The organism is Arthrobacter jinronghuae, assembly GCF_025244825.1.
Lineage (GTDB): Bacteria > Actinomycetota > Actinomycetes > Actinomycetales > Micrococcaceae > Arthrobacter_B > Arthrobacter_B jinronghuae.
Genome location: NZ_CP104263.1, coordinates 3,494,831 through 3,521,327 on the forward strand (window position 1 = coordinate 3,494,831; position 26,497 = coordinate 3,521,327).

Below are 26,497 nucleotides of genomic sequence, written 5' to 3' on the forward strand. Positions count from 1 at the left end.
GCCAGTGCCGCCGGCCTAATCCAGGAGCAGGGCCGGCTCTTCCAGGATTGAAGCGACGTCCGCCATGAAGCGGGCCGACAGGTCGCCGTCGACCACGCGGTGGTCAAAGGAACCGCCGAGGGTGGTGATCCAGCGCGGCACCACCTCGCCGTCGACCACCCAGGGCTTCTGCTTGATGGTGCCGAACGCCACGATGGCAACCTCGCCGGGATTGATGATCGGGGTGCCTGTGTCGATGCCCAGCGAACCGATGTTGGTGACGGTCAGCGTGCCGCCGCGCATATCGGCCGGCGGAGTCCGGCCCTCGCGGGCCGTTGCCGCCAGGGTGTTGAGGGCGATGGCCAGCTCCTTCAGGGAGAGTTCCTGCGCATCCTTGATGTTGGGCACCATCAGGCCCCGAGGGGTGGCCGCCGCAATACCGAGATTCATGAAGTGCTTCACCAGGATCTCGTCGCCGGCCCAGGTGGCGTTCACGGACGGGTTCCGCGCGGCCGCCCAGATCACGGCCTTCGCCAGGATCAGCAGCGGTGAAACCCGGATGCCTTCAAAGTCCTTGGCTGCCTTCAGCCGCTTCACGAACTCCATGGTCCGGGACGCATCCACGTCGACGAAGATGCTGACGTGGGGTGCGCTGAAGGCGCTTTCCACCATGGCCTTTGCGGTGGCACGGCGGACTCCCCTGACGGGGATCCGCTCGATCCGCGAATCGGCGGCACCCGGGGACCAGAACTCTCCGGCCGACTCGCGCTCTGCTTCACGCTGGGCCTGGTAGCTGATCAGGTCCTGCTTGGTCACCTCGCCGCTGGCTCCGGTGGCGGTGACGTCCGCCAGGTTGATGCCCAGATCCTTGGCGGCCTTGCGTACCGGGGGTTTGGCCAGCACACGCTGGATCAGCCGGTTGACCCGGTCCTGGACTGCTGCGGTTCCGGACGACGCCGGGGCGGCTGCGGTTCCGGACGACGCCGGTGCCGGTGCTGCGGGAGCAGCGGGGGCGGGCGCAGGTGCAGCGGGAGCCGGTGCTGCGGCTGGTTCCGGCGTCGCCGCCGCACCCGGGGACACGGGGCGACGCGGGCGACGGCGCACGGCGTCCGGCTTGGGACCGGTGCCGGTCAGCGAGGCCGCCGGAGCTTCCCCTGCCGTTTCGGACGGTGTGGAATCGGGTGCCGCGGGAACTTCTTCCGGCGCAGCGGCTGCAGGCCCGTCTGCCGCCGCCGGCACCTTGGCCCCGGCGCCGTCGTCGACCGTCACGCTGATGATGGGCGTGCCGACGTCGACCGTTTCGCCTTCCGCAACCATCAGGGAAGAGACCGTGCCGGCGTACGGGGAGGGAAGTTCCACCAGGGACTTCGCGGTTTCGATTTCCACGATCACGTCGTTGACGGCAACCGTGTCCCCCGGCGAAACCTTCCACTGCACGATATCGGCTTCGGTCAGGCCTTCGCCCACGTCCGGCAGGCGGAATGTCTTTTCAGTCATTGCAACTCGTTCTTCGTCATGGGGTGTAGGCGGGCGGGCAGGCTCATCAGTAGGCGAAGGAGCGGTCCAGCGCCTCAAGCAGGCGGTCGATGTCCGGCAAGTAATGTTCCTCGACCTTCGCTACCGGGTAGGGCATGTGGAAGCCACCCACGCGGAGCACCGGAGCTTCCAGGGACAGGAAGGCGCGTTCGGCCACCCGTGCGGCAATCTCGCCGCCGATTCCGCCGAAGGTAGGTGCCTCATGGGTGACAATCAGTCGTCCCGTCTTGCGCACGGACTCGGTCACGGTGTCGAAGTCGATGGGCGAAATGGACCGCAGATCCACCACCTCGACGGACCGTCCGTCCTCCTCGGCCGCCGCGGCTGCCGCCAGGGCGACCGGGACCAGCGGCCCGTAGGCGACGATGGTTGCGTCGGTTCCTTCGCGGACAATATGGGCAGAGAACGGGTCCGACGTGGGTGCTGTGGTGTCGACGTCGCCCTTAAGCCAGTAACGGCGCTTGGGCTCAAAGACGATGACGGGGTCCTTGCAGGCAACGGCCTGCTGGATCATCCAGTAGGCGTCCTGGGGGTTCGACGGCGTGATGATGCGCAGGCCTGCAGTGTGGGCAAAGAGCGCCTCGGGGGATTCCGAGTGGTGCTCAATGGAGCCGATGCCGCCGCCGTACGGGATCCGGATGACCACGGGTGCGCTGAGCGCGCCCTCGCTGCGGGAATGCATTTTCGCCAGCTGGGTGGTGATCTGGTTGAAGCCGGGGAAGACGAAGCCGTCGAACTGGATTTCACAGACGGGCAGGTAGCCGCGCAGGGCCAGGCCGATGGCGGTGCCGATGATTCCCGATTCGGCCAGCGGCGTGTCCATAACGCGGTCCGCACCGAAGTCGGCCTTCAGACCCTCGGTGACCCGGTAGACGCCGCCGAGGGAGCCGATGTCCTCGCCCATCAGCAGGGAGTTCGGGTGGTTTTCGAGGGCTGCGCGCAGACCGGCGTTGATGGCCTTGGCCATGGTCATGGTGGTGCTCATGCGGTGTGCTCCCGGGCAGCGGGGTCGGTGGTGGCGGGGTTGGCGTCGTCGGCGCCGGCAAATCCGGCTTCATACCGGCGATGCTCATCCAGCTCTTCGCGGATCAAAGGATGGGCCTCTGCATAGACGTCGGCGAAGGCGTCTTCAAAGCCCGGCGCCTCCATCTGCTGGACGTTCTCGCGGAGCCGGACGGCCATGTTGCGGCCTTCCTCGCGGAGTTCCTCAAAGAACGCATCGTCGGCCAGGCCCTGGTTACGCAGGTACTTTTCCATCCGCAGCAGCGGGTCCCGGTCCAGCCAGGCTTCTTCGTCGGCGCTGAGACGGTATTTGGTGGGGTCGTCCGCCGTCGTATGCGCGCTCATCCGGTAGGTGAAGGCCTCGATAAGCACCGGACCGCCGCCCGAACGGGCGTGTTCCAGCGCCCAGCGAGTTACGGCGTGGACGGCCAGGACGTCGTTGCCGTCAACGCGCACCCCGGGGAAGCCGTAGCCCTGTGCCCGGTTGGCCAAGGGGATGCGTGACTGGACTTCGGTGGGCACGGAGATGGCCCAGTGGTTGTTCTGGCAGAAGAAGACCACTGGTGCGTTGTAGGACGCGGCGAAGACCATGCCTTCATGCACGTCGCCTTCGGAGCTCGCCCCGTCGCCGAAGTACGCGACGGTGGCGGCTTCGGGCAGCTTGGGGTTAACCAGCCGGTCGCGGGCCATTCCCATCGCATAGCCGACGGCGTGCGGCACCTGGGCGGCCAGCACCAGCGTGTAGAGGTGGAAGTTGGCCTCGCGGGGGTCCCAGCCTCCGTGGGAGATGCCGCGGAAGCGCCGGAGCAGCTGGGCGAGCTCCAGGCCCCGGGTGTAGGCGACGCCGTGTTCCCGGTAAGTGGGGAATACGTAATCCTGCGGCTTCAGGGCCCTGCCGGAACCGATCTGCGCGCCTTCCTGGCCGGTGAGCGGAACCCACATCACCAGTTCGCCCTGCCGCTGAAGCGCAGTGGCTTCTTCATCGAAGCGGCGGACCAGGAACATGTCCCGGTAGAACCCGCGGAGTTCCTCGGGAGTCAGGCCCTGGACATAGCTGCCATAGGTGTCGTCCTGCAGGAGCTCTCCGTCAATGGTGAGCAGCTGAACCATGTCCGGGACAGGGTTCGCATCCGGAGCGCCCATGAGGGATTGCTCAAGTCCGGCCGAGTCGAACTCACTGGCCGGCAAGTGTCCTACGTCCATGCCTTCTCCTTGCCTGGACAGCCGAAAGCCGCACCGCGCTGGAAATATTCTCCGCAGGGAATACATTCCCTGCATCGCATATAAGTGGAAGTTACCTTCCAAAGCCTAACGACGGCGCGGCTTCCGGCCCTACCTAAGACACGCTAGGAAACGCGTGGGCCTTTTGTATAAGTCGCACATAACGCGAGGAACCGCGTGTTTGCTTCCTCTTCGCCGATGGTCACTCTCACACCTTCGTTGCCGAAGGCCCTTACCGCCAGTGCCTGCTGCCCCGCCAGAGCTGCAAACCCGGGGGTGTCTTCCCCGAGGGCCAGCCACACGAAGTTGCCCTGCGCAGCCGGAATGGACCATCCCAGCGCCTCCAGCCCCTCCACCACACGGGTCCGTTCGGCAACGAGTCCTTGTATTCTCTCCACAATTTGGTCGTGGTGCCGGAGGGAGGCCACGGCAGCCTGCTCGGCGATGGTGGACACTGCAAACGGGACTGCCGCTACCCGGAGGTGCCGGGTGATCGGCGCGTGCGCAATGGAGTAGCCCACGCGCAGTCCGGCCAGTCCTGCACCCTTGGAGAAGGTCCTGAGCACCACCACGTTGGGGTGCTTGCGGTACATTTCGACGCCGTCGACGGCGTCCTCGTCCCGCACGAAATCCTCATAGGCTTCATCGATGACCACAATGATGTGGGTGGGAATCCGCTGGAGGAAGTCCTCCACCTGTGCCGTCGTCAGGACCGGGCCGGTCGGGTTGTTGGGCGTGCACAGCAGAATCACCTTGGTCCGCTCAGTGACTGCTTCGGCCATGGCTGCCAGGTTGTGTGTGCCGTCGGGGTTCAGCGGCACCTGGACGCTCTCGGCACCAGCCAAGCCGACGCTGATGGGGTATGCCTCAAAGGAGCGCCAGGGGTAGATAACCTCGTCCGCTGCTCCGTCCGGGTTCTGTCCGGCAAAGGTGGCGAGCAGCTGGTTCAGTGCTCCCAAGCTGCCGCCGCCGGTAACGATGTCTTCCGCGGGAACGTCCAGGAATGTGGAGAGTTCATTGCGCAGGGCAGTGGAAAGCGGATCCGGATAGCGGTTAACCGTTGCGGCCTCGTTTATCGCATCCAACACGGCCGGCAGCGGCGGGAACGGGTTCTCATTGGAAGAAAGTTTGTAGCTCTGAAGTCCTTCTACAACCACCGGCGGCTTGCCCGCGGCGTATTGGGGCAGCTTCCCGATAACGGGCCGTGGGGTGATGCCGGGTGCGGGAACTTCAGCTGCGTCGGTGTCATTCTCGGTAGTGGTCATGGCGTTAACAGTAATGGCCCGTTTTCTGCCAGCATGGGGGCATGTTCTCTCTGTTGCTGCGGATAGTCTTGAACGCCGTTGCCCTCTGGGTGGCCGGCTGGCTTTTGCCTGGCCTCACGGTGAGCGCGCCGACGGGGAGCCTCAGCGGCGATCCGGTTATCGATACGGTGCTCGCGTATCTTTTTGTGGGCCTGATTTTCGGCGTGGTGAACGCCCTGGTCCGCCCCATCGCACAGGGGCTGACCTTGCCGCTGGCCATCCTGACCCTTGGGTTGTTCCGCATAGTCATCAATGCCGCCATGCTCGAGCTCACCGCCTGGCTCAGCAGCTACACGCCTATCCGCTTCGAGGTTGATTCCTTCTTCTGGACCGCCATTCTGGGCGCAATCGTCATCAGCCTCGTGTCGCTGGTTCTGGATACGGTCACCGGGAGCCGCAAGCGAAGCCGGAGCCGTAGCTAGCCGCCTGAAACGGGACGTGAATCGGCTTCGGTCCGCCGGAGGCCAGGGCCGACGGGCGGCCGGTAGACCTTCCCCGGCCCCGGCGAAGGTCTCGGCACAACCCTCACTTCCCGCTGCGGCAGTTCTTCCCGGGAGAGACGGTACAGGTGCCTGGTTGCAACGCTTCCGGCTGCAACAGCGGCACCGAGGGATGCCACAGATGCCCGCAGCGAGGCATCATCACTGGCGTCTGCGAGCGCGGCACCCCGACGGTAATTCTCCAGCCGGTGCCCGGGACCCAAACCGGCGTCGTCCCCCTCCGGCGTGGCCGCCGGATTCGTCAGGGTCATGGTGACCCGGTCCGGTGTATCAGGATTGGGGGTGCCATCGATCCCGGATACCCAGTCCTGCACATGCTCCAGGTGCAGTGCGGGGATACCCGGGGGTAGATCGGCAGCTCCCGTGTGGCTGCCTGCGGTCAGCAGGAACGCCACGTTGTAGTCGCTTTCCTCAGCCAGGTACGCGGCAACGCGGGTGGCGTGGTCGCCGCCCTGGCTGTAGCCGGAAAGAATGACGGCGTCCTCCGCTTCAGCCCCGGCCAGCCGCAGGGCTTCCTGCACTCCCGCAGCAACAAACAAACTGTCTTTCAGGGACGGTTCGAAGACGCCCATGGCATCGAACGGATTCTCGCTTCCGGGGGAAATGCCGGGGCTCTGCGTACCGGGAATAGTGACAACGAATGTCTTCTTTCCGTCGCTCGCCGTGAGCGGCAGGACTTCGATCACGCCTGGCCTGTTTTCCCGCAACAGTACATCCGACCTCTCCAGCAGGCCGGCAGCAGTTCCGTCCAGGCGTACACGTTCCTGTGCACCCGGAAGCGCCGACACCTCCACGGGCCGCAGCTTCCCCCTCCCCGCACCGTAAAGCAGGAGCAGGGCAGCGCGCATCAAGTTTTCGGAGACCGGATCGGCAAGGACCGCTTCCGCCTGACGCAGAGTAGGGAACCCCTCGGCCCGTGGATACGGGCCGACTGTGGACCAGGGATTCGGTGGAATGAGAAAGAAATATGGCAGCCGCGCCTTGATCTGCCCTTCGGCTTCAGCATAGGCACGGGCGCTCTCCCGGACCCCGTCCGTAAGGGCGTCGACGGCGGAAGCGGAACTCCTCAAGGTGTGCGCGGCCTCCTGCATCCGCAACCGCACCCGGTCAGCCGACCCCGAGCCGCCGCTAACGGCCCCGACCTCCAGCCAAAGCTCCGTCACCCTCTGCCCAAGCAGCCGCAGGCGGTCCGTCGTCGATTCCAGCCTGCCGGCAATCCGGACCAGGTCCTCGTACTGGACCAGAAGCCCCGCGGCCCCTCCCCTCACCTGGTACATCCGCTCATCACAGGTTCCTATCTCTGCCATTGTCAGCTCCCCGTAGCCAACATGAGTGGATCCTGCAGCAGTTCACCGGCGGCGGACCGCAACTGCCCGGAAGCGTCAGGCATCTCCTGCACCGCTGCGGTCAGTCCATGCCGGAAAGCATCCGCCGCGCGAGACTCCCACTGGACAACTGCGGAGGCGGCAACCTCGCGCTCGAGCTCGTCGGTTTCTGCTGCAAACGCCAGTAGCAACCGCTGCGTCTCCGCCGCGTAGGCCGCAGCAGCCATTTGGTCCATCATTTCCTCCCTTGGGTGACGGATTGTCTCCATCCGGTATGGCCCCGGCCGAGGTTCCGGATACCGGGCCCGGCGAGGAGGGGTCCGGACGGGGACCCTCAAGAACGACGCCGGTCCGTCAAGGGTGCCGGGCCTGTCACCTGACCGCGGCGCCCCGGGCACCTCCAGTGGAAACGGCCAGGACCTGTTCCTTTCGAACCCTGGCTGTTGAGGGACAGTGGTCCGCCCAGGCGGATATGCAGAGCAGCGATGAGTCACACACCAACAGCGCTGCACCGGCATGAAAGAATTACCGCATGGCCGAATCCGAATCCCGTGTCTCCCTCGCTTCCGTAACTCCCGCTATCGCCCTGGGCCCGCTGGACGGCCGCTACCGCAGCGCCACCGCGCCGTTGGTGGACTACCTGTCCGAAGCCGCCCTGAACCGGGACCGGACCCATGTGGAAGTGGAATGGCTAATTCACCTGACCTCCAACGCCGTCCTGCCGGGCACTGCGCCGCTTACGGAAGACCAGCAAAGCCGGCTGCGGGAAATCGTCACGAGCTTCGACGGCAACTCCGTGGCCGAACTGGGCGAAATCGAAAAGCGCACCGTGCACGACGTCAAGGCCGTCGAGTACTACATTGCCGATCGGCTTCCGGCCCTCGGTCTCGAGAACCTGAAGAGCCTTGTGCACTTCGGCTGCACGTCCGAAGACATCAACAACCTTTCCTACGCGCTCGGCATCAAGGGCGCCGTCGAAAACGTCTGGTTGCCGGCCGCGCAGGACCTGGTGGACCAGATCGCCGCGATGGCGGAGGACACCCGCACCGTGCCCATGCTGTCCCGGACGCACGGACAGCCGGCCACCCCCACCACCCTGGGCAAGGAACTGGCTGTCACCGTCCACCGCCTCACACGCCAGCTGCGCCGGATCCGCAACGCTGAGTTCCTGGGCAAGATCAACGGCGCCACCGGAACCTACGCTGCACACTATGCAGCGGCCCCGCAGACCGATTGGCAGCAGGTGGCACGCAGCTTCGTGGAAGGCCTGGGCCTGGCCTGGAATCCGCTGACCACGCAGATCGAATCCCACGACTGGCAGGCCGAGCTCTACGCAGACATTGCCCGCTTCAACCGCATCCTGCACAACTTCTGCACGGACGTCTGGAGCTACATCTCCATTGGCTACTTCGTGCAGGTCCCGGTGGAAGGCGCCACCGGCTCCTCCACCATGCCGCACAAGGTCAATCCGATCCGCTTCGAGAACGCCGAAGCAAACCTCGAAATCTCCAACGGACTGCTGGACACGCTGGCTTCCACCCTGGTCACCTCCCGCTGGCAGCGCGACCTCACCGACTCCTCCTCGCAGCGCAACATCGGCGTGGCCTTCGGACACTCGGTGCTCGCCGTTTCCAACGTCGCCAAGGGGCTCCAGCGGCTGCACGTCGCCGAGCAGGTCCTGGCCGAAGACCTGGACTCCAACTGGGAGGTCCTCGGGGAAGCGATCCAGATGGTGATGCGCGCCGAAGCCGTAGCCGGCGTTGAGGGCATGGAAAACCCCTACGAACGGCTCAAGGACCTCACCCGCGGCCACCGCGTGGACGCCGAACGGATGAAGGAATTCATTGCCGGCCTTGGCCTTCCCGCCGAGGCCGAAGCCCGCCTGCAGGCCCTCACCCCGGCAAAGTACACGGGCATTGCGGACACCCTGGTGGACCACCTCAAGTAGGCTGCCGCGCAAAACCAAAACGACGACGGCGGGAGCCGGGCTCGCAGCCCGGCCTCCCGCCGTCGTCGCTAAGTAGCTAAATTACCGAAATCCCGGCGCTAGTCCGCCGCGGCGAGCTGGCCGCAGGCGCCGTCGATTTCCTTGCCGCGGGTATCCCGGATGGTGGTGGGGATGCCGGCGTCGATCAGGTGGTTGATGAACTCCTGGATGACCTCCGGCTCCGGCGACGTCCAGATGGAACCGGGCGTGGGGTTCAGCGGAATCGGGTTCACGTGCACCCAGCCGCGGCCGCGGGCGTTGAGCTTCTTGGCCAGCAGGTCCGCACGCCAGGCGTGGTCGTTCATGTCCTTGATCAACGCGTACTCGATGGAGACGCGGCGGCCGGTGACGCGGTAGTAGTTGTACGCGGCGTCCAGGGCCTCGTCCACCTTCCACCGGCTGTTGACCGGGATCAGCTCGTCGCGCAGCTCGTCGTCCGGCGCGTGCAGGCTCAGCGCGAAGGTGACCGGGATGTTCTCCTCGGCAAGCTTCTTGATAGCCGGCACCAGGCCCACGGTGGAGACGGTGATGTTGCGGGCACTCATGCCCAGGCCTTCGGGAACCTCGGCGGCCATCCGGTGCACGGCGTTCATCACGCGCTTGTAGTTAGCCAGCGGCTCACCCATGCCCATAAAGACAATGTTGGTCACGCGCTCGGCGTCGTGGCCGCCGTCGCGCCGCTTGCCGCCGAGGCCGCCTTCCTTGATCACCCGGTTGGCCTGGACAATCTGGTCCAGGATTTCCGCGGTGGACATGTTGCGGGTCAGGCCGGCCTGGCCGGTGGCGCAGAACGGGCAGTTCATGCCGCAGCCGCACTGGCTGGAGACGCACAGGGTGATCCGGCCCGGGTAGCGCATCAGCACGGACTCGACGAGGGAGCCGTCGAAGAGCCGCCAGAGGAACTTGATCGTGTCGCCGTTGTCGGTGGTCAGGCGCTTGATCTCGGTGAGCAGCGTGGGGAACATTTCACCCACCAGCTCGTCACGGCGCTCCTTGGGGAGGTCGCTCATGGCTTCCGGATCAGTGGTGTAGTGCTGGAAGTAATGCACCGACAGCTGCTTCGCGCGGAACGCAGGCAGGCCCAGGGACTTCAGCTTCTCCTGGCGTTCGGCCAGCGTCATATCGGCCAGATGGGCCGGCGGCTGGGACACGCGCGGCGATTTGAACTGCAGCAGCGGGCGGCCGTCGGGCTCCTTGGCCTGCTCCCAGCCCTCCGTGGCGGGACGGACCTGCGGCCCGGTGGCGGTGGGAACCGAGCGGACACGGCGCAGCTCGGACTTTTTGGCGGAGTTTTTATCAGGGGAAGAATCGACAGTTGACATCGCTACTATTCTCGCACGGTTCGCATATCCGGAACATTCCTTTTGCCGGGACGGCACACGGCCGAAACACGGGTGAAACCCCGCACTCCTAGCGTGGAAGCACTACCCCTGACGCTGGAGGCAGCATGTCGGATTTGCGACCCTTTTCCGGATTCCGTCCCTACTCCACCCCGCACCTGCGGATCCGCGAAGTGCCGTGGAGCAACCCCGTGGGCGCCGACCTGCGCGAGGCCCAGCAGGCCGAACTGGACGCCCGGTACGGCACGATGGAACACGACCCCAACCCTCCCCGCGCCGGCGATTCCGCAGTTTTCCTCATCGCCTACGAGCGCAGCACCGGCCAACCGCTGGGCTGCGGCGGGCTTCGGCGGCTGGATACCACGACGGCGGAGATCAAGCGCGTGTATGTCCTGCCGTACGCTCGCGGTTCAGGAGTGGCGACGGCGGTCCTCGGGGCGTTGGAGGCACGCGCAAAGCAGATGGGATTCGCGGTCCTCACGGCTGAGGCAGGCTCCGCCCAGCCGGACGGCCACCGCTTTTACGAGAATGCCGGTTACCGGGTGGTGCCGAACTTCGGCCCGTACATCGCCTCCGACGGGTCTACCTGTTATTCCAAAACCATCGGCGCCGCACTGGAGCACCGGTTCTAAGTGTCCCGGTTCCAGGTGTCCCGGGCCGGCTGCGAGCGCCGGACGGGCCTAGTAGTCGATCCGTTCCGACGCTGCTGCGGTCCAGGCATCGAACGGGGCCATCGCTGGAGTGCCTTCCACGGCCAGCTGGGCAACCTGCATGGAACGCTGCTCCTGCGGCATATCGAAGTACTCGTAGAAGGCGGCATCATCGAACCCCGCGCTGGCGGCGTCGTGCCGGTCTGCGGCAAAAACCACGCGGTCCACGCGGGCCCAGAGTGAGGACGCAAGGCACATGGGGCACGGTTCACAGCTGGTGTAGAGCACCGCACCCGTGAGATCGAACGTGCCCAGAGTGGCGCACGCGTTGCGGATGGCCGTTACTTCGGCGTGTGCGGTGGGATCGTTGTTCGCTGTCACCCGGTTCACGCCCTCAAACGCGGCACCTTCGGCGGTCACGACGACGGCGCCGAACGGTCCGCCGTCGTTGGCCACGTTCTCGGTGGCAAGACGAATGGCCTGGGCCAGGTATATGTCGTCCGACGTGCTGCTCATGGCTTCTCCCTTGGTCCGCTTATGCCAGGTAGATAGCCGGAAATGCCCGGCCCGCCTTCGCAGCAGTGAGACTAGCAGTTATTGCTGTGCGGACGAATATGGGCTGGTCATATTCGGTGGCACGGCGGCCGCCGGGCCGGGGAACGGGTACCCGTTGTCAGCAGCGGCGGGCAGTGGGAGTGTGAAGGAACAGCGTGTTACCCGCATATTCCCCGTGGGCTCTCCACCACGATGCGCGCCCGCGGGCTTCGAAGGAAGGACCCGTCATGGAACGCATGATTTTCCCCAACCTGCCGGTGGCAAACCTGAAGACGGCAGAGAGCTTCTACCTGGGTCTCGGATTCACGAAGAATCCGCAGTTCAGCGATGAACGCACCACAGCCATTGTCGTCTCGGACAGCATTGTGGTGATGCTGCTGCAGCAGGACTATTACCAGGAGTTCCTGCCCAAAGGAGACACACCGCACCTTGCTTCCGCCGGCAAGGAAGTGCTGAACGGCATCAGCTGCGACAGCAGGGACGAAGTGGACCGTTTCCTGGCCGCCTGCACCTCCGGCGGGGGTGCCCTTTACGCTCCGGCAGAGGAACGCATGCCCGGAATGTACAGCGGCTCGGCCACCGACCCGGACGGACACGTCTGGGAGTTCATGTGGATGGATCCCGCCAATGTGGAGCCGCCCGAGCGGACCTTCGAAGTGTCCTCCAACGCCACGGTCCAGGAGCAGAACTCCGCGCTTTGACCGGACCGGGATGCTGCCCGGCCAAAGCGTGAACCGCTTACTTGACCGCGCCCATGGACAGGCCGCGGACCAGCTGTTTCTGCGCCACCCAGCCGGCAATGACGACAGGCAGCGAAGCCAGCACGGACGCCGCCGAGAGCTGCGCCAGGAACAGGCCTTCACTGGTCATCTGGGACACCAGGAAGACCGGAACCGTAGCCGATTGGCCCGCGGTGAGGATCAGTGCGAAGAAGAACTCGTTCCAGGCGAAGATCACGCAGATCAAGGCCGTCGCGGCAAGGCCCGGTGCGACCATGGGCATCAAGACCCGCACGAGGGTTTTCATGAGCCCGGCTCCGTCCATCTGCGCTGCCTCAAGCACCTCGCCGGGCACTTCCAGGAAGAACGAGCGCATCATCCACACAGCGATGGGCAGGTTCATTGAGGTGTACAGGACCACCAGCGTCCACACGTTGTCCAATACCTTCAGCTGGCCGGCTATCACGTAGATCGGCATGATGACCGCGACAACAGGCAGCATGCGGGTGGAGATAAAGAAGAACAGCACGTCCGAGGTTTTCTTCACCGGCCGGATACTCAGGGCATAGGAGGCCGGCACCGCCAGAATGACCACCAGGATGGTGGAGACGCCGGTGGCAATCGCCGAGTTGGCGAAATAGCTTCCGGCCCCGCTGTCCAGCACGGCACGGTACTGGTCCAGAGTGGGAGCGAAGAAGAACACCGGCGGATCGGATGCGGCAGCGGACTCCTGCTTGAAGGAGGTCAGCACCATCCAGAGCACCGGCGAGAAGAAAATCAGCGCCAGCACCCACGTCACCGTGGTGAGGATGGGTGCGGAGTTGAAACGCCGGGCCGGTTTCCGAACGGAATTGGCGGCGGGGGTTGTTTCTTTCCCCGCGGGAGTAGGTGCAGCAGTCTGGGTAGCCACGTCGTTAGTCCTTTACGTCGAAGCTCTTGAAAATCAAGCGGAGGGCCAGGGTGGCCACAATGATGGTGGCAATGACAACCACCACGCCCATGGCAGCGGCCTGGCCGATGTCAAAGCCAAGGAAAGCCCGCTGGTAGATGTAGAACGGCAGGTTTGCACTGGCCGTCCCGGGTCCCCCGGCGGTCATGAGGTAGATCTGGTCGAAGGTATTCACCACATAAATGGCGCCAAGCAGGATTCCGAGTTCGATGTACCGGCGCAACTGCGGCAGAGTCACCGAGATGAACGTCCGCCACCACCCCGCGCCGTCCACCTGAGCCGCTTCCAGCACGTCCTTGGACTGCGCCTGCAGCCCGGACAGGACCAGCAGCATCATGAACGGCGTCCACTGCCACACCAGTGCCATCAGGATGGACACGATCGGGTGCTGCGACGTCCAGTCCACCGGAGGGATGCCCACCAGCCCGATCACCCAGTTCAGCAGGCCGTAGCTCGGATTGAGGATTGAAATGGACCACAGCAGGGAGCTGGCCACCGGCATGATCAGGAACGGGGTAATCAGGAGAGTACGCACCACTCCCCGACCGGCGAAACTGCGGTCCAGCAACAGGGCAAAGATGATGCCCAGCAACATCGCGAAGAAAACACAGGCCACGGTGAAGAGGACGCTGTTCAGAGCCGCCCCGCGGAACGTGGAATCGGAGAAGATGTCCACGTAGTTTGCCAAACCGACAAACTTGTTACCCTCCGGACGCAGCAGGTTCCAGTTCTGCAGGGAGTACCAGATAGTAAAGAGGAAGGGCACCTGCGTCACGATCAATGTGAAAATCAGGGCTGGCAACAGCGGCAGGCGCCGCCGCCATCCCTCGGCAGAGGACATTCCCCCACCCTCGCGCTCCGTTGCGGCCTTCCTGGCGCGGACCTGTTGCCGCTCTACCAATGTGGACATTTAACCCGCTCCGTCCTGGTAGCTTTCCGCCACCGTTTCGGCGTAGCCCTGGGATTGTTCCAGCGCTTCTTGGACTGTCTGCTGCCCGGCGATGGCTGCCGAAATCTGCTGCGCCACCCGTGTGCCCAGATCCTGGAACTCCGGGATACCAACAAACTGGAGGCCGGTGTAGGGCACACCGCGGACCATGCTGTTTTCCTGGGATGCCCCGGCCATGGCATCCAGGGTCGGCTCGGCATAGGCCTCGGCCACCTCGGCGTATTCCGGGATCTCATAGGTGGAGAGCCGACTGCCCGGCGGCACCCGTTCCCAGCCGATCTCCTCGCCCACAAGCCGGATGTATTCCTTGTCCGTCATCCAGGAAACAAAGTCCCAGGCGGCGTCCTTGGAGTTGCTGGTGGTGGGGATGGCCAGGGACCAGCTGTATAGCCAGCCGGCGGACTCGGTCTCCTTGACGGGTGCCGGCGCGTATCCGCTTTTCCCGACCACGAGGGAGGACGCCGGGTCCTCAATGGCGGAAACCATGGCCGTGGCGTCGTACCACATGGCCGTATTTCCCTGGCTGTAGAGGGTCAGGCAGTCCCCGTAGCCGCTGGTGGCGGCCCCGGCCTGCCCGTAGTTCTGCACCAGGTCCACGTAATCGGTGACGGCTTCTTCCACTACGGGCTCATCCAAACGGGCATTCCAGTCCTCGTCGAACCACCGGCCGCCGTAGGTGTTGATCATGGTGTCCAGCGGCGCCATGACCTCACCCCAACCGGCCAGCCCACGCAGACAGACACCGGACATATTGTTCTCCGGATCGTTGAGCGCTTCGGCGAAGCCGCGGATGTCCTCCCAGGTGGGGGTTTCCGGCATGGTCAGGCCGGCGTCGTCGAACAGGTCCTGCCGGTACACGAGGAAGGAGGATTCACCGTAGAACGGAACGGAATACAGGTCTCCTTCGTAGCTCAGCGCCTCCCGGATTGTGGGGACGAAATCGTCGGGATCATATCCCTCGGTGGAATCGGCATACTCCTGGAGATTGGTGATCCAGCCGTTTTCCGCCCACATCGGCGTTTCGTAATTGGAGATCATCACGACGTCGAATTCGCCGCCCTGCGTGGCGACGGAAGCAGTGATTTTTGCCCGTGCCTCGTTTTCCGGGAGGGACACGAAGCTGACGTCAATGTCTGGATACTGAGCCTTGAATTCATCCTGGAGCGTGATCGCGTCCTGCATCTGCGGATTGGAAACAATGGCTACGACAATTTCATCCCTGCCCTCCGCCTCGGAGCCCCCGCAGCCGGTCAGCACCAGGGCGGCTGCTGCCGCGGATGCCAGACCCGCTCGAAGCCGGTAACGGCGGTGGCTGTAATTCCCCCTGCTGCGTCGAAATCTCATCTGGTCACCTTTGCTCATTTGAGACAGCGGTTCCGCTCACGTGGGCGGAACACTACGTTCATCCATTCGAGCGGACAAGGGCTATCAGTGAGTTACCGGATCAATCGGCAAAAAGCACTTCCAGAGGCAACTGGCAGAGAAGAATGGCTTCGGAATGGGGCAATGAGGAATACCCGCGGCGGCAGTCCGGGAAACGTTTGCTGACTAAGCCGAGCCGGTGCGGGTGCAAATGGTATCCATAACCACTTCGGCAGCTCCCTCGCCGGGTTCGCTGCTCAACCGCACTTCGATTTCGGAAACAGCGGCCAATGAGTCTAGATGCGTGCCGCCGCAGGGAATGCTGACCGTGCCGTCGGGCAGTTCGCAGACCCAGCGGCGCATGCCGGTAAGAAGGTCCGATTCGCGCTCGATGCGGACCTCTGCGTCGGATGCCACCCACTCGGCCAGCGTCGCGTTCACGCCCTTTTCCACGGCTGCCAGGTCCGCCAGCAGAGCGTCCGGCAGGAAGCCCTTGCGGCGCAGGGACTTTCCCAGCCGGTAAACGTCCCGGGAGCCTCCAGGCAGAATCGTCGTTGTTTCGATGGCCAGGGCGTCGAAGTCCGGGTTGCCTGCCGCATCTGCCTGCACGTCCTTTTTCCAGGCACCCGCGAGCTGCCGGTTCAGGGCCAGGGATGCGAGATGGCAAGCGGTGTGCCCGGCCGAAAGCGCGGCCCGGTGTGCGCCGTCCACGCTGACTTCCACCCGGTCCTCCTCCGCAATGCCGGAGTCCCCCGGCAGCACATGTACCACCACGGACACCCAGCCCTCGGTGCCCTTGCGGACCGGAATGTCCCGTCCGAGGAACAGTGCGTCCCCGTCCGTGGCGCCCACCACACAGTCCAGCAGCGGCACCTCGTGGCCGCCCGGCGTCGTTAGCGTTGCCCGGTCCGGCCCTTGGTCCGGCCAGCCGGCGTCCACCGGGTGTACAGGAGTGGCGTCCAGGAGCACCGCAAGCCGTCCATCCGGCAGTGTCTCCACGTGGAGCACGGCTCCCGTGCCCGTCAGGGCTCCGGCGGGATAGGTGACGGCGGTATCGATTTTCGGCAGGCTCATCCGCCCCAGCGTACCGAACCGGACGGGAGAAATTGTGAGCCCCGCCACTGGATTACGCTGTGCGGAGGATCTGCGGTAAAGTTGAGACCACGCCGCGGGGTGGAGCAGTTCGGTAGCTCGCTGGGCTCATAACCCAGAGGTCGCAAGTTCAAATCTTGCCCCCGCAACCAAGAAAAAGATCCCGATCCGGAACCCGGATCGGGATCTTTTTTGTCCTGCCTGCCCTTAGCCCCGCAGCAGCGGAAGCAGCTCGGGCCAGGAACTGATGACGGCGGCGACGCCGGCCTCCTCCAGTTCCCGGCGGCGCTGTTCGCGTTCGGCCGGCGCTACGAAGCGGAGGTTTCCAATGACCTGGCAACCGGCAGCAACCGCGGACTGCGCACCGGGCAGCGAGTCCTCGATGGCCAGCGTTTCCCCGGCGGTGAGTCCCAGTTCCTTGATGGCCTGCAGGTACACGGCCGGGTCCGGCTTGCTCACCGGCGTCGGCAGGGAGTCTTCGGCACTGAAAACCCGCTCCGGCGCGAAGAACTGTTCAAGGTCCGTTGCTTCAAAGCACTTCTGCAGCCGCGACAGGGCGCTGGAGGAGACCACTGCCAGCCCGTAGCTCTTGGCGAGCGAACCCAGGACGTCGACGACGTCGCTGTCCGGTTCCAGCCGCTTGTTCAGGTAGTCGCTGACGACACGCTTTTCCTCCGCGATCCACCGCTCCAGGTCTTCCTGGCCGAGCTGGTGCTGCGGCTTTTCCCACTGCCCGGTACCGGCGGAGAGCTCCTTGGCCAGGGTCCGGAAGTTCTTGCCCGTGGTTGCCAGGCGCAGCTGCTCCGAGTCGAAGCGCTCCTCCATGCCCAGTTCGGCGGCGAGGTCATTGGTGACCCCCACGGAAGCTTCGAAGGCTATTTCCTCGGACGGAAACAGGTTCCCGTCCGCGTCGCACAGGATGGTGGTCACCGCTGCGGGATCGAGTGTCTTGGTCTGCGTAGACATGCTTAGTTCCTCTCAACTTTCAGGCTTTGTTTAATCGTCTCGCGGGGTCCGCGGGTCCGCAGGCTGTCGACTGCTTCCTGCAGTTCTGCGATGAAGCGGGCATCGCCGGCCAGCTCGCCGAAGATCGACTCGTCCGCCGCGAAGGCCGCGACGTCCTTGTTGGCGGCCACGGGGCGCAGGTCCTCCAGGAGTGCATCCTGGACGTCGATCGGATTTCCGTTGAGGTCCTCGCCGCCGAGGAACTCGATCCAGCCGGCAACAGTGAGGACCAGAAGGCGGTGCTCACTCCCGGCGGCGAGCGCTTCTTTCAATGAGGGCAGGACGTAGGAGGGCATCTTCGTGGAGCTGCGGCGGGCCAGGCGTTCCAGCTGGTCACTGATCTCGGGGTTGGAGAAACGGCTGATCAGCGTCTCGCGGTAGTCCGCCAGGTCCATTCCCGGCACATCTGGCAGGAGCGGGATGATTTCACCCATGAGCCCGCGCACATAGGCGCGGATCTCGTCGTCGCGCATGGCCTCGTCGCTGCTGCTGTGCCCCAGCAGGGAGCCGAAGTAGCCCAGGCCGCAGTGGCTGCCGTTCAGGAGCCGGGTCTTCATCAGTTCGAAGGGCTCGACGTCCTGCACCAGCTTCGCGCCGACCTGGTCCAGCGGCGGGCGCTCATTGCAGAACTTGTCTTCGATGATCCACTGCCGGAACGGTTCGGTCAGGACGGGCCAGCCGTCCTCGACGCCGAACTCCTCCGCGATCCCATCCCGGTCCTCGGGGGACGTGGACGGGGTGATGCGGTCCACCATGCTGGACGGGAAGCAGACGTTTTCCTCAATCCAGTCCGCCAGCTCGGGCTCCTGCAGGCGGGCGAAGGACACCACTGCGGTGCGGGTGGTCTTGCCGTTCTCCTGCACGTTGTCGCAGGACAGGATGGTGAACGGTTTGATGCCGGCCGCGCGGCGCCGCCGCAGGCCCTCGACGAGGTAGCCAAAGACGGTTTCGGGCGGCCCGTCGCCCCGCAGATCGCGGGCAATCTCCTCATCCTTGGGCAGGAACTCCCCCGTATGGGCGTCCACGTGATAGCTGGTGCCGGTGACGGTGAGTGTCACCAGGCGGGTACTCTCGGCAGCAAGCGCGGTGAGCACGGCTTCCGGATCTTCGGGCGCGTACAGGTAGTCAACGATGGAACCGACAATCCGGGCATGGTTGTGGTCTTCGCCCCGTTCAACCACGGTGTAGAGGTTGTCCTGGCTTGAAAGTACGTCCTTCATCTCGCGGCGGTGCAGTCCGACGCCGATGATCCCCCAGTCCTGGCTGAGGCCCTTGGCCGCAATCTCGTCAAAGTAAAAGGCCTGGTGGGCCCGGTGGAATCCGCCGACTCCGAAGTGGACGACGCCGGCGCGCAGCTTTTCGGGGTCATACGACGGCACCTCCACTGCGTCGCTTTGCAGCGGCAAGGTTGCCACGGCCAGCGGCAGCGCATCAGTCGTCGGACCGTCCGTGGATTCATTGGGTGTTTCCAGTGTTGCGTCAGTCATTCTTCTTTTCCTTGCTCATCATGTCCGTCATATGGACCGGATTCCCCCTGCTGAAGACGCAGAAAAAGGACCCAAAAACGGTGGAAATGGCTGCTTCCAGCCCAAATCTTTCCCACGGCCCGCTTCTGAACCCATCCTTCATAAATTATAAGGGTGCTGATGATCACAAAATGGCAGCAAGCTTAGTTCCTTCGGTCACACTGGCCGGAATTCCCGCCCTATACTGGCGTTTTCCGCACCGGGAATCGGTGTGTTCCGATTGGGGGAATCGTGACCATGGGTATTTCAGCCGGCCCGCGCCCAGCTTTTACGGCGGCGGGTCTGGCCTTGCTGGTAGCCGTCCTTGCCGGCTGCGGCACCGACCCGGCGGACACTGGCATCAGCAGGTCCACCGCTTCCAGCTCACCTTCCCCGTCCCCCGCAGTGAAATCGACGGAAAAAGCATCAGCGAAGGCCAAGCCCTCCCCGGCAACGGCGACGAAGAGTCCGGCACCGGCGTCGTCCGCTTCCCAACGCGGGCTGGGAGTCAAGGGCAACCTTGAGACGGCCCACGGAACCTACCTGCAGGTTTCGCCGGCGGAAGATGATCCGGCGTGGACCCTCGATCCGGCGCTGGTGGAGCCGAAGCTGCTTTCCCTGTACTCACAGGCGCAAATCGAGGAAGCGCACCGGAACAACCTGGCCTTTATGGTGGAGGAAGGGCTCGATTCCCCGCTTAACGGCGGCGCCTGGACGCCGGATCAATGGTGGGCCGCGAAGGGGCAGCGGATCGCTCCGGAGCTTCAAGGCATGGCTCGGCAGAGCCTCAGCGACGGTTCCCCCTTTGGCGGAGTCGTTATGCAGAGCACCTTCCACCAGGAGCGTTACGGCGATTCCTACCGGTATATCTACGAACGGGACCGGTCACGTTTCACAAAGCTGGACATCGAAGTCCTCGAGGTGTGGCTGGCCGACGATAACAAGAGCATCGTCACCGAGATTTCCGCAAACGCGGAAATGGAGGTCGCACCCGGTGCCGGCGAACCGGGAACCAACACACAGGTTATCGAGGCGTCCATGACGCTGTGTTCCCGGCCTGGGGAGACCGCAGGCGAATGGCTGATCACGGACTGGCGCAACCTCTTCCAGGTCACGGCGGGTTGAGCGTGGCAGACCATGCCGGGTTGGCCGCATGAGCGCCGTGCGGCCCCGACACTCGGTTCTTCCGGGCCGGTTTGTCCGGCTTGAGCCGCTCACCTTGGACCTGATCCCGGACTTGCACCGGGCCATTGCGGTGCCGGAGGTCTTCGCCGGTGGATACGGCGGCGGGCCGGCCGGGCTGCACCCCGATCTGGACGGGTTCACGGCCTGGGCCCGTGCCTATTACCCGTGGGACGAGCTGCCGTTCGCGGTGCGGCTGGTCGAGGGCAACACGCCGGGGGCGGTGGTGGGAACCAGCAGCCTTGCGGACCTGGACCTGCCCGGCGAGTCGGCGCAGCTGGGGTGGACCGCCTATGCTCCCGCTGTCTGGGGCACTGTGGTCAACGCGGAAACGAAGCTGCTCCTGCTCGGCTCCGCTTTTGCAGCCGGTTTCGGACGAATCAGCATCCAGGCGGACTCGCTCAACACCCGTTCCCGTGCCGCGATCAGCGGAATCGGTGCAGTTTTCGAGGGCGTCCGACGCCGGGACAAACGCCGCGCCGACGGCAGCTGGCGGGACACCGCGGTGTACTCGGTCCTGTCCGACGAATGGCCTGCAGTCCGCGCCCGACTCGAGGAACGGGTGGAACGGTTCGCAGCGGGTCTGCCCGATGCGCCGCCGCCGCTGGAGTAGCATCCCGGACAAAGCGGAAATACGGCAAAGCGGCCGGAAAGAAAAGGCGGAGTCTCCATGAGCACGAACTACGGCGATTATCAGCTTGGCATCTACATGAACGGCGCACGCGGGGTCCTGCCGGATCTGCCGATGAGCTTCGCCGGCATGGAGGAATTGGCCGAAAGCAGGATGGATCCCCGGATTCTGGGTTACGTGGCCGGCGGCGCCGGCAACGAGCACACCCAACGGGTCAATGTGGCTGCCTTTGAGCGGCTCGGCATCATGCCGCGCATGCTGGTCGGAGCCGCCCAGCGCAGCCTGGGCATCGATCTGCTGGGCGACCGGCTGCCTTCTCCCCTGTTCTTCGCCCCAGTGGGGGTGCTGGGTGCAGTGGCCGACGACGGCGACCTGGCGACGGCTGCCGCTTCCGCGGAGCTGGGCATCCCAATGGTTGCCTCCACCCTCTCCTCAGCTCCGCTGGAACAGGTCCGTGCAGCCGCCGGTGAAACACCCGGGTTCTTCCAGCTCTACCCGCCAGCCGACCGGGAGCTGGCGGAAAATCTGGTGCACCGTGCCGAAGCTGCCGGGTACTCGGGCATCGTCATTACCCTGGATACGTGGGTGAATGGCTGGCGGCCCCGGGACCTCAGTGCCGCGTACCTGCCGATGCTCTCGGGCCAGTGCCTGGCCAATTACCTGACCGATGACCGGTTCCGGAAGCTCCTGGCAGACCAGGGGTCACCGGATCCCGCCGCGGCCGTCATGCTGTGGGCCTCGCTGTTCGGGAATCCCACGATGACGTGGGAGGACCTGGAGTGGTTCCGGTCCATGACGTCGCTGCCGATCATCCTTAAAGGCATCTGCTCCCCCGAAGACACCCGGCGCGCGCTGGACGGCGGGATGGACGGGATCTACTGCTCCAACCACGGCGGGCGGCAGGCCAACGGCGGCATCCCGGCGATCGATTGCCTGCCCGGCGTCGTCGAAGCCGCCGACGGCGCACCCGTGCTCTTCGACTCGGGCGTGCGGTCCGGTGTGGACGCTCTGCGGGCGCTGGCACTGGGCGCGACGGCGGTGGGCATCGGCCGGCCCTACGTCTACGGTCTGGCGGCGGGCGGGCAGGCGGGAATCACCCATGTCATGCGCAGCCTGCTCGCCGAAGCGGACCTGACCATGGCGGTCAACGGCTACCCGGACCTGGCCTCGCTGCGCGGATCCCTGCACCGGCTCTAGGATCTGCGCGGCGAAGGGCTAGGCCTCCGGGAAGCCGTCCCGCGGCCACCAGCACGGGAGCAGGTAACGCAGCGTGGCCAGCCGGGCTTCGACGTCGTCGTCGTCGCTAACCACCCACTGTTCGAACCAGGAGGCATAGGCGCCGCCCAGGAAGGCCGCGGTCGCGTCCAGGTCCAGGGCCGGCGGCGGCACGTTGTGCGCCCGCCAGACATGCAGTGCCAGAAGAATCCGCACGTTTAGCTGGTCAGCGAGGATCCCGAGAAAAGTCTCGGTGTGGAAAAGTGCCCGGTAGACCCGCTGTTCGGCCTTGGTGTGCTGCACGATCTGCCGGATGGACTCGACGTACAGGTCCCCGATCTCCGCGATTGTCCGGCCGGTGCCGCGTTGGTCCAGTTCAACTGTGCCAAGCCGGTCCACGACGCCGGCGTATACCGAACCGGCGAAGTCGAAAATGTTCCGGTGGTGTCCGTAGAAGGTGGTGCGGTGCACCCCGGCCTGCCGGCAGAGTGCAGCCACGCTGATCTCCGCGAGCTCGTGGTCCCGAAGCAGCTCCCACAGTCCCGCCTCGAGCGCATCCCGGGTGCGCGTAATCCGCGGCTCATCCGACGGTGAGTACCGTTGCGGCTTTGGGCTGTGCAGTCCGGGCATGGGACTTATCTTCTCAGATACACGGAAGGGCCCCGCCGAAGCGAAGCCCTTCCATGCCGCGGCGCTGGGGGACGCCGCAAGCTTTTAGATATAACCGGCCCAGTGGTTCGCCAGGAACAGCACCGGTTCGTTTCTATCCTGCCCTATTCAACACCTGTAGAAGAACTTCCCAGCCTCGAAACCGTCGAATGTGACTGAGCAGACATCCGTCGGCGCGGACCGGGCCCGGCGGCCCGCTCCGCCGCACAGGGTCCCACCACCTGGTGCTCCTGTGAAAACTGGGACAACAGGAGGCAACAGATGCCCCACCCAGTGGGACGCTGTGCCCGGACCAGGCCCGGCGGCCCGCTCAACATTCCGCCTTACCTCCCCGCCTAACGGGCGTGCTTCGAACCCAGCCGCGGGGGAAGCGGGATGATGGCGGAGGTTCGCCGCCGGTACCCTGCGTAGTCCGGGTAGCGTGCCAGGGAAATGCTCTCGGTGAAGGCGGTGGACCCGGCGAAAAGCAGAGTCAGGAGGACCGGGCCCGCCAGCGTCCAATGCAGCCACTCCCCCGATGCGGTGACGGCGAAACCGTAGAAGAGCCACCATTGGAGCTGTTCAAAGAAGAAGTTCGGATGGCGCGAGTATCGGAACAACCCCGTCCGGAGAAAGTCGGCCGGCGGAATCCGACCGGCGGTCCGCAGGGCCTTTTTCCACTGCTGGAAGTTCCACTGCTGCTGGTCCGCCAGGGTCTCTGAAGCCAATGCGGCCAGAAACAGGACCGCCAGCAGCCAGTCCCAGCCCGTAAGCGCTCCGGGGTGTTGATAGACGGTCAGCACCGGCAGGGTCATCATCCAGACGACGACGTTCTGGTAGACGCTGATGAACAGCAGGTTGAAGGCCTGGAACTGCCACGGCTTCAGCCGTCGGCGCAGGATCCCCCACCGGTAGTCCTCCCCGCCCGGGGCGTACCCGCCCTTGCGGGCAAAATTGAACGTCAGCCGGACGCCCCACAGCGTAACCAGGACCGCCATCAGCGTCACCCTGTGGTCGCCGTCGGACGCAACGGCAAAAACCCACAGATAGGCCAGCGGAACTATGGACCAGATGCGGTCCGTCCAGGAATATTCCCGGGTGAGCAGTGAGAGCACCCAGGTTCCGGCGCAGGCAGCAGTGAATATCTCGAAACAAACGCGAACCGGGTCCATCCTCGGAGGATACGGTCGGTTTCCTGTCAGCGGGAGTCCTCTTAGCCCAGCAGCCGGTGCTCATACGCGAAGGCCACCATCGAAATCCGCGTAGCCAGACCCAACCGGTCCTGGATACGGCGGATATGCGTCTTGACCGTGGCCTCTGAAAGGAACACGCTGCCCGCAATGTCCGCATTGCTGAGCCCCTTGGCCACGAGCAGGAACACATCCTTTTCCCGTGCGGTCAGCTCGGCGATGGCCGCCGTGTCCGGTTCCGCCGGATCCGCGCTGCGGGTGAGATGCGCAAAGAGGTCATGGGCTGACCCGGGGGCCACCACGGAATAGCCCGCATAGACGGTCCGGATGGCGGAAAGCAGGAATTCCGGTTCGGCGCTCTTGAGCAGGTAGCCGCTGGCGCCGGCGCGGACGGCTTCCACCACGGCCTGGTCCCGGTTGAAGGTGGTCAGGGCAATCACCTTCGGCCGTTCCCGTCCGGCCTCGTCCGCTGCTGCCATGATGCGACGCGTTGCTGTGATGCCGTCCACCACGGGCATGCGCAGGTCCATCAGCATGATGTCCGGGCACACGGCTTCCGCCAGTTCCACGGCTTCCATCCCGTTGCCGGCGCTGCCGCAGTAGGCCAGATCCTGCTGCGAGCGGATCAGCATCTGGATGCCGGTCCGGAACAGCGGCTGGTCATCCACCAACGCCACGGTGATTGGTGCGGCGCCGGCCGCAGCCTCACTCATCTGCGCCAACCAGCTCCGCGGCATAAATCTCCGCGCCCGGAGCACTCAGGGCCAGGCCGTAGGGAAGGAACGCGGTTACCCGGAAGCTGTCCCCGTCCGGACCGGCCGTAAGCCATCCCCCGGCAAGGTGAGCCCGCTCCCGCATGCCGGGGATGCCGCGGCCCGTGCCAGCCGACGTGGTTGCTCCGGTGCCCGGCTTTCCGGGCTGATCCGGATAGGAGGCTATCTGCAGCGAAAGTCCGGGACCGCTCCAATCCAGATGCACGGTTACCCGGGTGCCTGTCCCGCCGTGGCGCAGGGCATTGGTCAAGGACTCCTGGACAATCCGGAAGACGGCCATCTGCTGGCCCTCCGGAAGTTCCACCGGGGTTCCGGATTCGGTGCGCTCCACGAGCAGGCTGCTGCCCTGCTGTTCCAGTAGTTCCTCGATATCCGCCAGCCTCGGCTGCGGGAGAGCGGACCCGCCGTCGCCCACCCCCTCGATCACGCGCTGGGCATCCGTCAGGGCGCGGCGGGCAGACGAAGCGATGTTCTCCAGCGCGTCAAGCACGGGCTGCGGCTGATCCTTGCCCAGATACCGGGAGCCGTCCGCCTGGGCGGCGATCACCGCCAGCGAGTGGGCCAGGACATCGTGCAGGTCGCGGGAAATCCGGGTGCGCTCCTGTTCCACGATCAGATCCACTTCGGTGGCCTTCAGTGTGTCCACGGCCGCCGTCCGTTCCGCCGACAGGGTGCGGCGCTCCTCCCAGCCCCGAAGGGCGTAGCCGGCCAGCCACCCAACGGTCAGGATGACCAGCAGGAAGGAGGAATACAGTATCCAGAAATCCCGCATGGTGTGCCACGAGACACCGTAAACCGGCAGCCAACCGACTCCTCCCGAGTAGCTTCTGTTCAGCATGAGGTAGGACATGGTGGCGGCGAGGAAAGGCGCGGTGGCAATTCCAGCCACCTGCTGCCACTTGCTTCCCGAGAACGCGGCGAAAAAGAGAACGACGGCGGAGCCCAGGTAAATGGGCCAGGTGTTGGGCTCCAATGGCGGTACCGCGCGGAGCAGCTGCGCACCAAGGACGGCAGCGGGAATGAGCATTGCAGCGTAGGCAAACCGTGAGGCAAGCCCTATGGCCAAGGTGAAGGCCAGCAGCGGGAACAGACCGGACCAGCTTAGAAAGTCTCCACCCATCCGGCCTGCCTCGCCGATAATCCAGAGCACCAGAAATACTGCAGCTGCCGCCGGGGCGCCCCAGGTACGCGTGTAATTCAGGAATTGAGTCATGGCCCCGAAGCTATCCCGCCCCCAACCGACTTTCGGATGAAACGGCAGTCTTTCATCCCAGGGGCTGGTAATCCTGCCCATTTGGTTGATTTCCGATAAACCCACCAAATTAAACGGCCGTACAATTCCCCCATGACGACCCTGATTACCCCCGACGTCCGTTTCCGGAACAGCTGGCTGGCCGCGGCCGAAGAATTCAACGGCGAACGGATGGACGGTTCCGGCGTCTACGGGGACACCTCGAAAGAGCGCATTCACACGGAAATTGCCGGGGACTTTCCTGGATTCGTCGACGGGCTGGTTAAGGAGCGTCTCCCGGACACACCGCGGCAGGACGGTTTTGTGCCCTGCACCTATCTCTGGCTCGTGGAGGGCGAGGAGTTTCTCGGTTCGCTTGCTATCCGGCACACCTTGAACGATTTCCTGTTCGAGCAGGGCGGCCACATTGGTTACAGCGTCCGGCCCTCCGCACGCCGGCGGGGGCATGCCACACGCGCGCTTCAGGCCGCCCTGCCGGTTGCCCGTGAGTTGGGCATTGCACGGGTGCTGGTCACCTGCACCGAAGACAACACCGGTTCACGCGCCGTTATCGAGAAAAACGGCGGCGTTTATGAGGACAGCCGGGACGGCACCCGCCGGTACTGGATCGACCCGGCCTAAAGACT

26 protein-coding genes and 1 tRNA gene are annotated in these 26,497 nt (G+C 64.8%); 9 read left to right on the forward strand and 18 right to left on the reverse strand.

Annotated features, from left to right (window positions below):
- Positions 1–15: 15 nt before the first annotated feature.
- The 4 genes from N2K98_RS16485 to N2K98_RS16500 form a co-directional block, all read right to left on the reverse strand.
- Positions 16–1,476, reverse strand: a complete 1,461-nt coding sequence (locus tag N2K98_RS16485) for a dihydrolipoamide acetyltransferase family protein (protein WP_255864580.1) — start codon at positions 1,474–1,476, stop codon at positions 16–18.
- Positions 1,477–1,522: 46 nt separating this feature from the next.
- Positions 1,523–2,500 (reverse strand): alpha-ketoacid dehydrogenase subunit beta, encoded by a 978-nt coding sequence (locus N2K98_RS16490; protein ID WP_229951049.1) that lies wholly within the window; start codon positions 2,498–2,500, stop codon positions 1,523–1,525.
- The gene (gene pdhA / locus N2K98_RS16495; RefSeq protein WP_255796440.1) at positions 2,497–3,720 is read right to left on the reverse strand and encodes a pyruvate dehydrogenase (acetyl-transferring) E1 component subunit alpha; all 1,224 of its coding nucleotides are present in this window, start codon (positions 3,718–3,720) and stop codon (positions 2,497–2,499) included. Before pdhA ends, N2K98_RS16490 begins: the two co-directional genes overlap by 4 nt.
- Positions 3,721–3,863: 143 nt before the next feature.
- Positions 3,864–5,003 carry a histidinol-phosphate transaminase gene (locus N2K98_RS16500; protein WP_255796439.1) on the reverse strand — a complete coding sequence of 380 codons (1,140 nt, stop codon included), beginning with the start codon at positions 5,001–5,003 and terminating at the stop codon, positions 3,864–3,866.
- A gap of 41 nt (positions 5,004–5,044) precedes the next feature.
- Here N2K98_RS16500 and N2K98_RS16505 point away from each other — a divergent pair, with 41 nt between their 5' ends.
- The gene (locus N2K98_RS16505; protein ID WP_255864578.1) at positions 5,045–5,464 is read left to right on the forward strand and encodes a phage holin family protein; all 420 of its coding nucleotides are present in this window, start codon (positions 5,045–5,047) and stop codon (positions 5,462–5,464) included.
- On the opposite strand, the gene N2K98_RS16510 is transcribed toward N2K98_RS16505, so the two are convergent.
- Both N2K98_RS16510 and N2K98_RS16515 read right to left on the reverse strand, forming a co-directional pair.
- On the reverse strand, positions 5,461–6,849 hold the full coding sequence (locus tag N2K98_RS16510) for a hypothetical protein (protein WP_255864577.1): 1,389 nt from the start codon (positions 6,847–6,849) through the stop codon (positions 5,461–5,463). The two genes, N2K98_RS16505 and N2K98_RS16510, sit on opposite strands and share 4 nt — an antisense overlap.
- A gap of 2 nt (positions 6,850–6,851) precedes the next feature.
- Positions 6,852–7,106, reverse strand: a complete 255-nt coding sequence (locus N2K98_RS16515) for a hypothetical protein (protein WP_255864576.1) — start codon at positions 7,104–7,106, stop codon at positions 6,852–6,854.
- Positions 7,107–7,399: 293 nt separating this feature from the next.
- Here N2K98_RS16515 and purB point away from each other — a divergent pair, with 293 nt between their 5' ends.
- A complete protein-coding gene (gene purB, locus N2K98_RS16520; protein ID WP_255864575.1) occupies positions 7,400–8,815 on the forward strand; it encodes an adenylosuccinate lyase in 1,416 nt (471 codons plus the stop codon).
- A gap of 98 nt (positions 8,816–8,913) precedes the next feature.
- Here the strand turns inward: purB and rlmN are convergent, their stop codons facing one another.
- Entirely contained in the window at positions 8,914–10,176 is a 1,263-nt protein-coding gene (gene rlmN, locus N2K98_RS16525; RefSeq protein ID WP_255864574.1) for a 23S rRNA (adenine(2503)-C(2))-methyltransferase RlmN, read from the reverse strand.
- A 125-nt stretch (positions 10,177–10,301) separates the two neighbouring features.
- Between rlmN and N2K98_RS16530 the strand changes: the two genes are divergently transcribed.
- Positions 10,302–10,826: a GNAT family N-acetyltransferase gene (locus N2K98_RS16530; RefSeq protein WP_229951058.1), complete on the forward strand. Its 525-nt coding sequence runs from the start codon at positions 10,302–10,304 to the stop codon at positions 10,824–10,826.
- A gap of 48 nt (positions 10,827–10,874) precedes the next feature.
- Here N2K98_RS16530 and N2K98_RS16535 read toward each other — a convergent pair whose 3' ends face one another.
- The gene (locus tag N2K98_RS16535) at positions 10,875–11,360 is read right to left on the reverse strand and encodes a nucleoside deaminase (protein ID WP_255864573.1); all 486 of its coding nucleotides are present in this window, start codon (positions 11,358–11,360) and stop codon (positions 10,875–10,877) included.
- A 266-nt stretch (positions 11,361–11,626) separates the two neighbouring features.
- Between N2K98_RS16535 and N2K98_RS16540 the strand changes: the two genes are divergently transcribed.
- Positions 11,627–12,100 carry a VOC family protein gene (locus tag N2K98_RS16540; RefSeq protein WP_255864572.1) on the forward strand — a complete coding sequence of 158 codons (474 nt, stop codon included), beginning with the start codon at positions 11,627–11,629 and terminating at the stop codon, positions 12,098–12,100.
- A gap of 37 nt (positions 12,101–12,137) precedes the next feature.
- Here the strand turns inward: N2K98_RS16540 and N2K98_RS16545 are convergent, their stop codons facing one another.
- The 4 genes from N2K98_RS16545 to N2K98_RS16560 form a co-directional block, all read right to left on the reverse strand.
- Complete coding sequence (locus N2K98_RS16545) at positions 12,138–12,929, reverse strand: carbohydrate ABC transporter permease (RefSeq protein WP_255796750.1); 792 nt, start codon at positions 12,927–12,929, stop codon at positions 12,138–12,140.
- Positions 12,930–13,032: 103 nt separating this feature from the next.
- Positions 13,033–13,977 (reverse strand): carbohydrate ABC transporter permease, encoded by a 945-nt coding sequence (locus N2K98_RS16550; RefSeq protein ID WP_255796431.1) that lies wholly within the window; start codon positions 13,975–13,977, stop codon positions 13,033–13,035.
- Positions 13,978–15,360 carry an ABC transporter substrate-binding protein gene (locus N2K98_RS16555; RefSeq protein ID WP_255796430.1) on the reverse strand — a complete coding sequence of 461 codons (1,383 nt, stop codon included), beginning with the start codon at positions 15,358–15,360 and terminating at the stop codon, positions 13,978–13,980.
- 204 nt (positions 15,361–15,564) lie between these two features.
- Positions 15,565–16,452: an alanyl-tRNA editing protein gene (locus N2K98_RS16560; protein ID WP_255864571.1), complete on the reverse strand. Its 888-nt coding sequence runs from the start codon at positions 16,450–16,452 to the stop codon at positions 15,565–15,567.
- Positions 16,453–16,545: 93 nt separating this feature from the next.
- Between N2K98_RS16560 and N2K98_RS16565 the strand changes: the two genes are divergently transcribed.
- A tRNA-Met gene (locus N2K98_RS16565) sits at positions 16,546–16,622 on the forward strand.
- A 55-nt stretch (positions 16,623–16,677) separates the two neighbouring features.
- Here the strand turns inward: N2K98_RS16565 and N2K98_RS16570 are convergent.
- Both N2K98_RS16570 and N2K98_RS16575 read right to left on the reverse strand, forming a co-directional pair.
- Entirely contained in the window at positions 16,678–17,436 is a 759-nt protein-coding gene (locus tag N2K98_RS16570; protein WP_255864570.1) for an HAD family hydrolase, read from the reverse strand.
- 2 nt (positions 17,437–17,438) lie between these two features.
- Positions 17,439–18,962, reverse strand: coding sequence for a mannitol dehydrogenase family protein (locus N2K98_RS16575; RefSeq protein WP_255864569.1), 1,524 nt, complete (start codon positions 18,960–18,962; stop codon positions 17,439–17,441).
- A 276-nt stretch (positions 18,963–19,238) separates the two neighbouring features.
- Between N2K98_RS16575 and N2K98_RS16580 the strand changes: the two genes are divergently transcribed.
- From N2K98_RS16580 to N2K98_RS16590, 3 genes are read left to right on the forward strand one after another with little or no spacing between them, the layout of a single operon-like run.
- A complete protein-coding gene (locus tag N2K98_RS16580) occupies positions 19,239–20,105 on the forward strand; it encodes a hypothetical protein (RefSeq protein WP_255864568.1) in 867 nt (288 codons plus the stop codon).
- A gap of 28 nt (positions 20,106–20,133) precedes the next feature.
- Positions 20,134–20,775, forward strand: coding sequence for a GNAT family N-acetyltransferase (locus tag N2K98_RS16585; protein WP_255864567.1), 642 nt, complete (start codon positions 20,134–20,136; stop codon positions 20,773–20,775).
- Between the two features lie 57 nt (positions 20,776–20,832).
- Positions 20,833–21,990 carry an alpha-hydroxy-acid oxidizing protein gene (locus N2K98_RS16590; protein WP_255864566.1) on the forward strand — a complete coding sequence of 386 codons (1,158 nt, stop codon included), beginning with the start codon at positions 20,833–20,835 and terminating at the stop codon, positions 21,988–21,990.
- An 18-nt stretch (positions 21,991–22,008) separates the two neighbouring features.
- On the opposite strand, the gene N2K98_RS16595 is transcribed toward N2K98_RS16590, so the two are convergent.
- The 4 genes from N2K98_RS16595 to N2K98_RS16610 all read right to left on the reverse strand — a co-directional run bounded on the left by N2K98_RS16595 (position 22,009) and on the right by N2K98_RS16610 (position 25,832).
- Entirely contained in the window at positions 22,009–22,638 is a 630-nt protein-coding gene (locus tag N2K98_RS16595; RefSeq protein ID WP_255796423.1) for a TetR/AcrR family transcriptional regulator, read from the reverse strand.
- 374 nt (positions 22,639–23,012) lie between these two features.
- Complete coding sequence (locus tag N2K98_RS16600; RefSeq protein WP_255864565.1) at positions 23,013–23,828, reverse strand: DUF1295 domain-containing protein; 816 nt, start codon at positions 23,826–23,828, stop codon at positions 23,013–23,015.
- A 41-nt stretch (positions 23,829–23,869) separates the two neighbouring features.
- Positions 23,870–24,559, reverse strand: coding sequence for a response regulator (locus tag N2K98_RS16605; RefSeq protein WP_255864564.1), 690 nt, complete (start codon positions 24,557–24,559; stop codon positions 23,870–23,872).
- The gene (locus N2K98_RS16610; protein ID WP_255864563.1) at positions 24,552–25,832 is read right to left on the reverse strand and encodes a sensor histidine kinase; all 1,281 of its coding nucleotides are present in this window, start codon (positions 25,830–25,832) and stop codon (positions 24,552–24,554) included. The genes N2K98_RS16605 and N2K98_RS16610 overlap by 8 nt, the downstream gene beginning before the upstream one ends.
- A gap of 132 nt (positions 25,833–25,964) precedes the next feature.
- On the opposite strand from N2K98_RS16610, the gene N2K98_RS16615 reads away from it, so the two are divergent.
- Entirely contained in the window at positions 25,965–26,492 is a 528-nt protein-coding gene (locus N2K98_RS16615) for a GNAT family N-acetyltransferase (protein ID WP_255864562.1), read from the forward strand.
- Positions 26,493–26,497 lie beyond the last annotated feature (5 nt).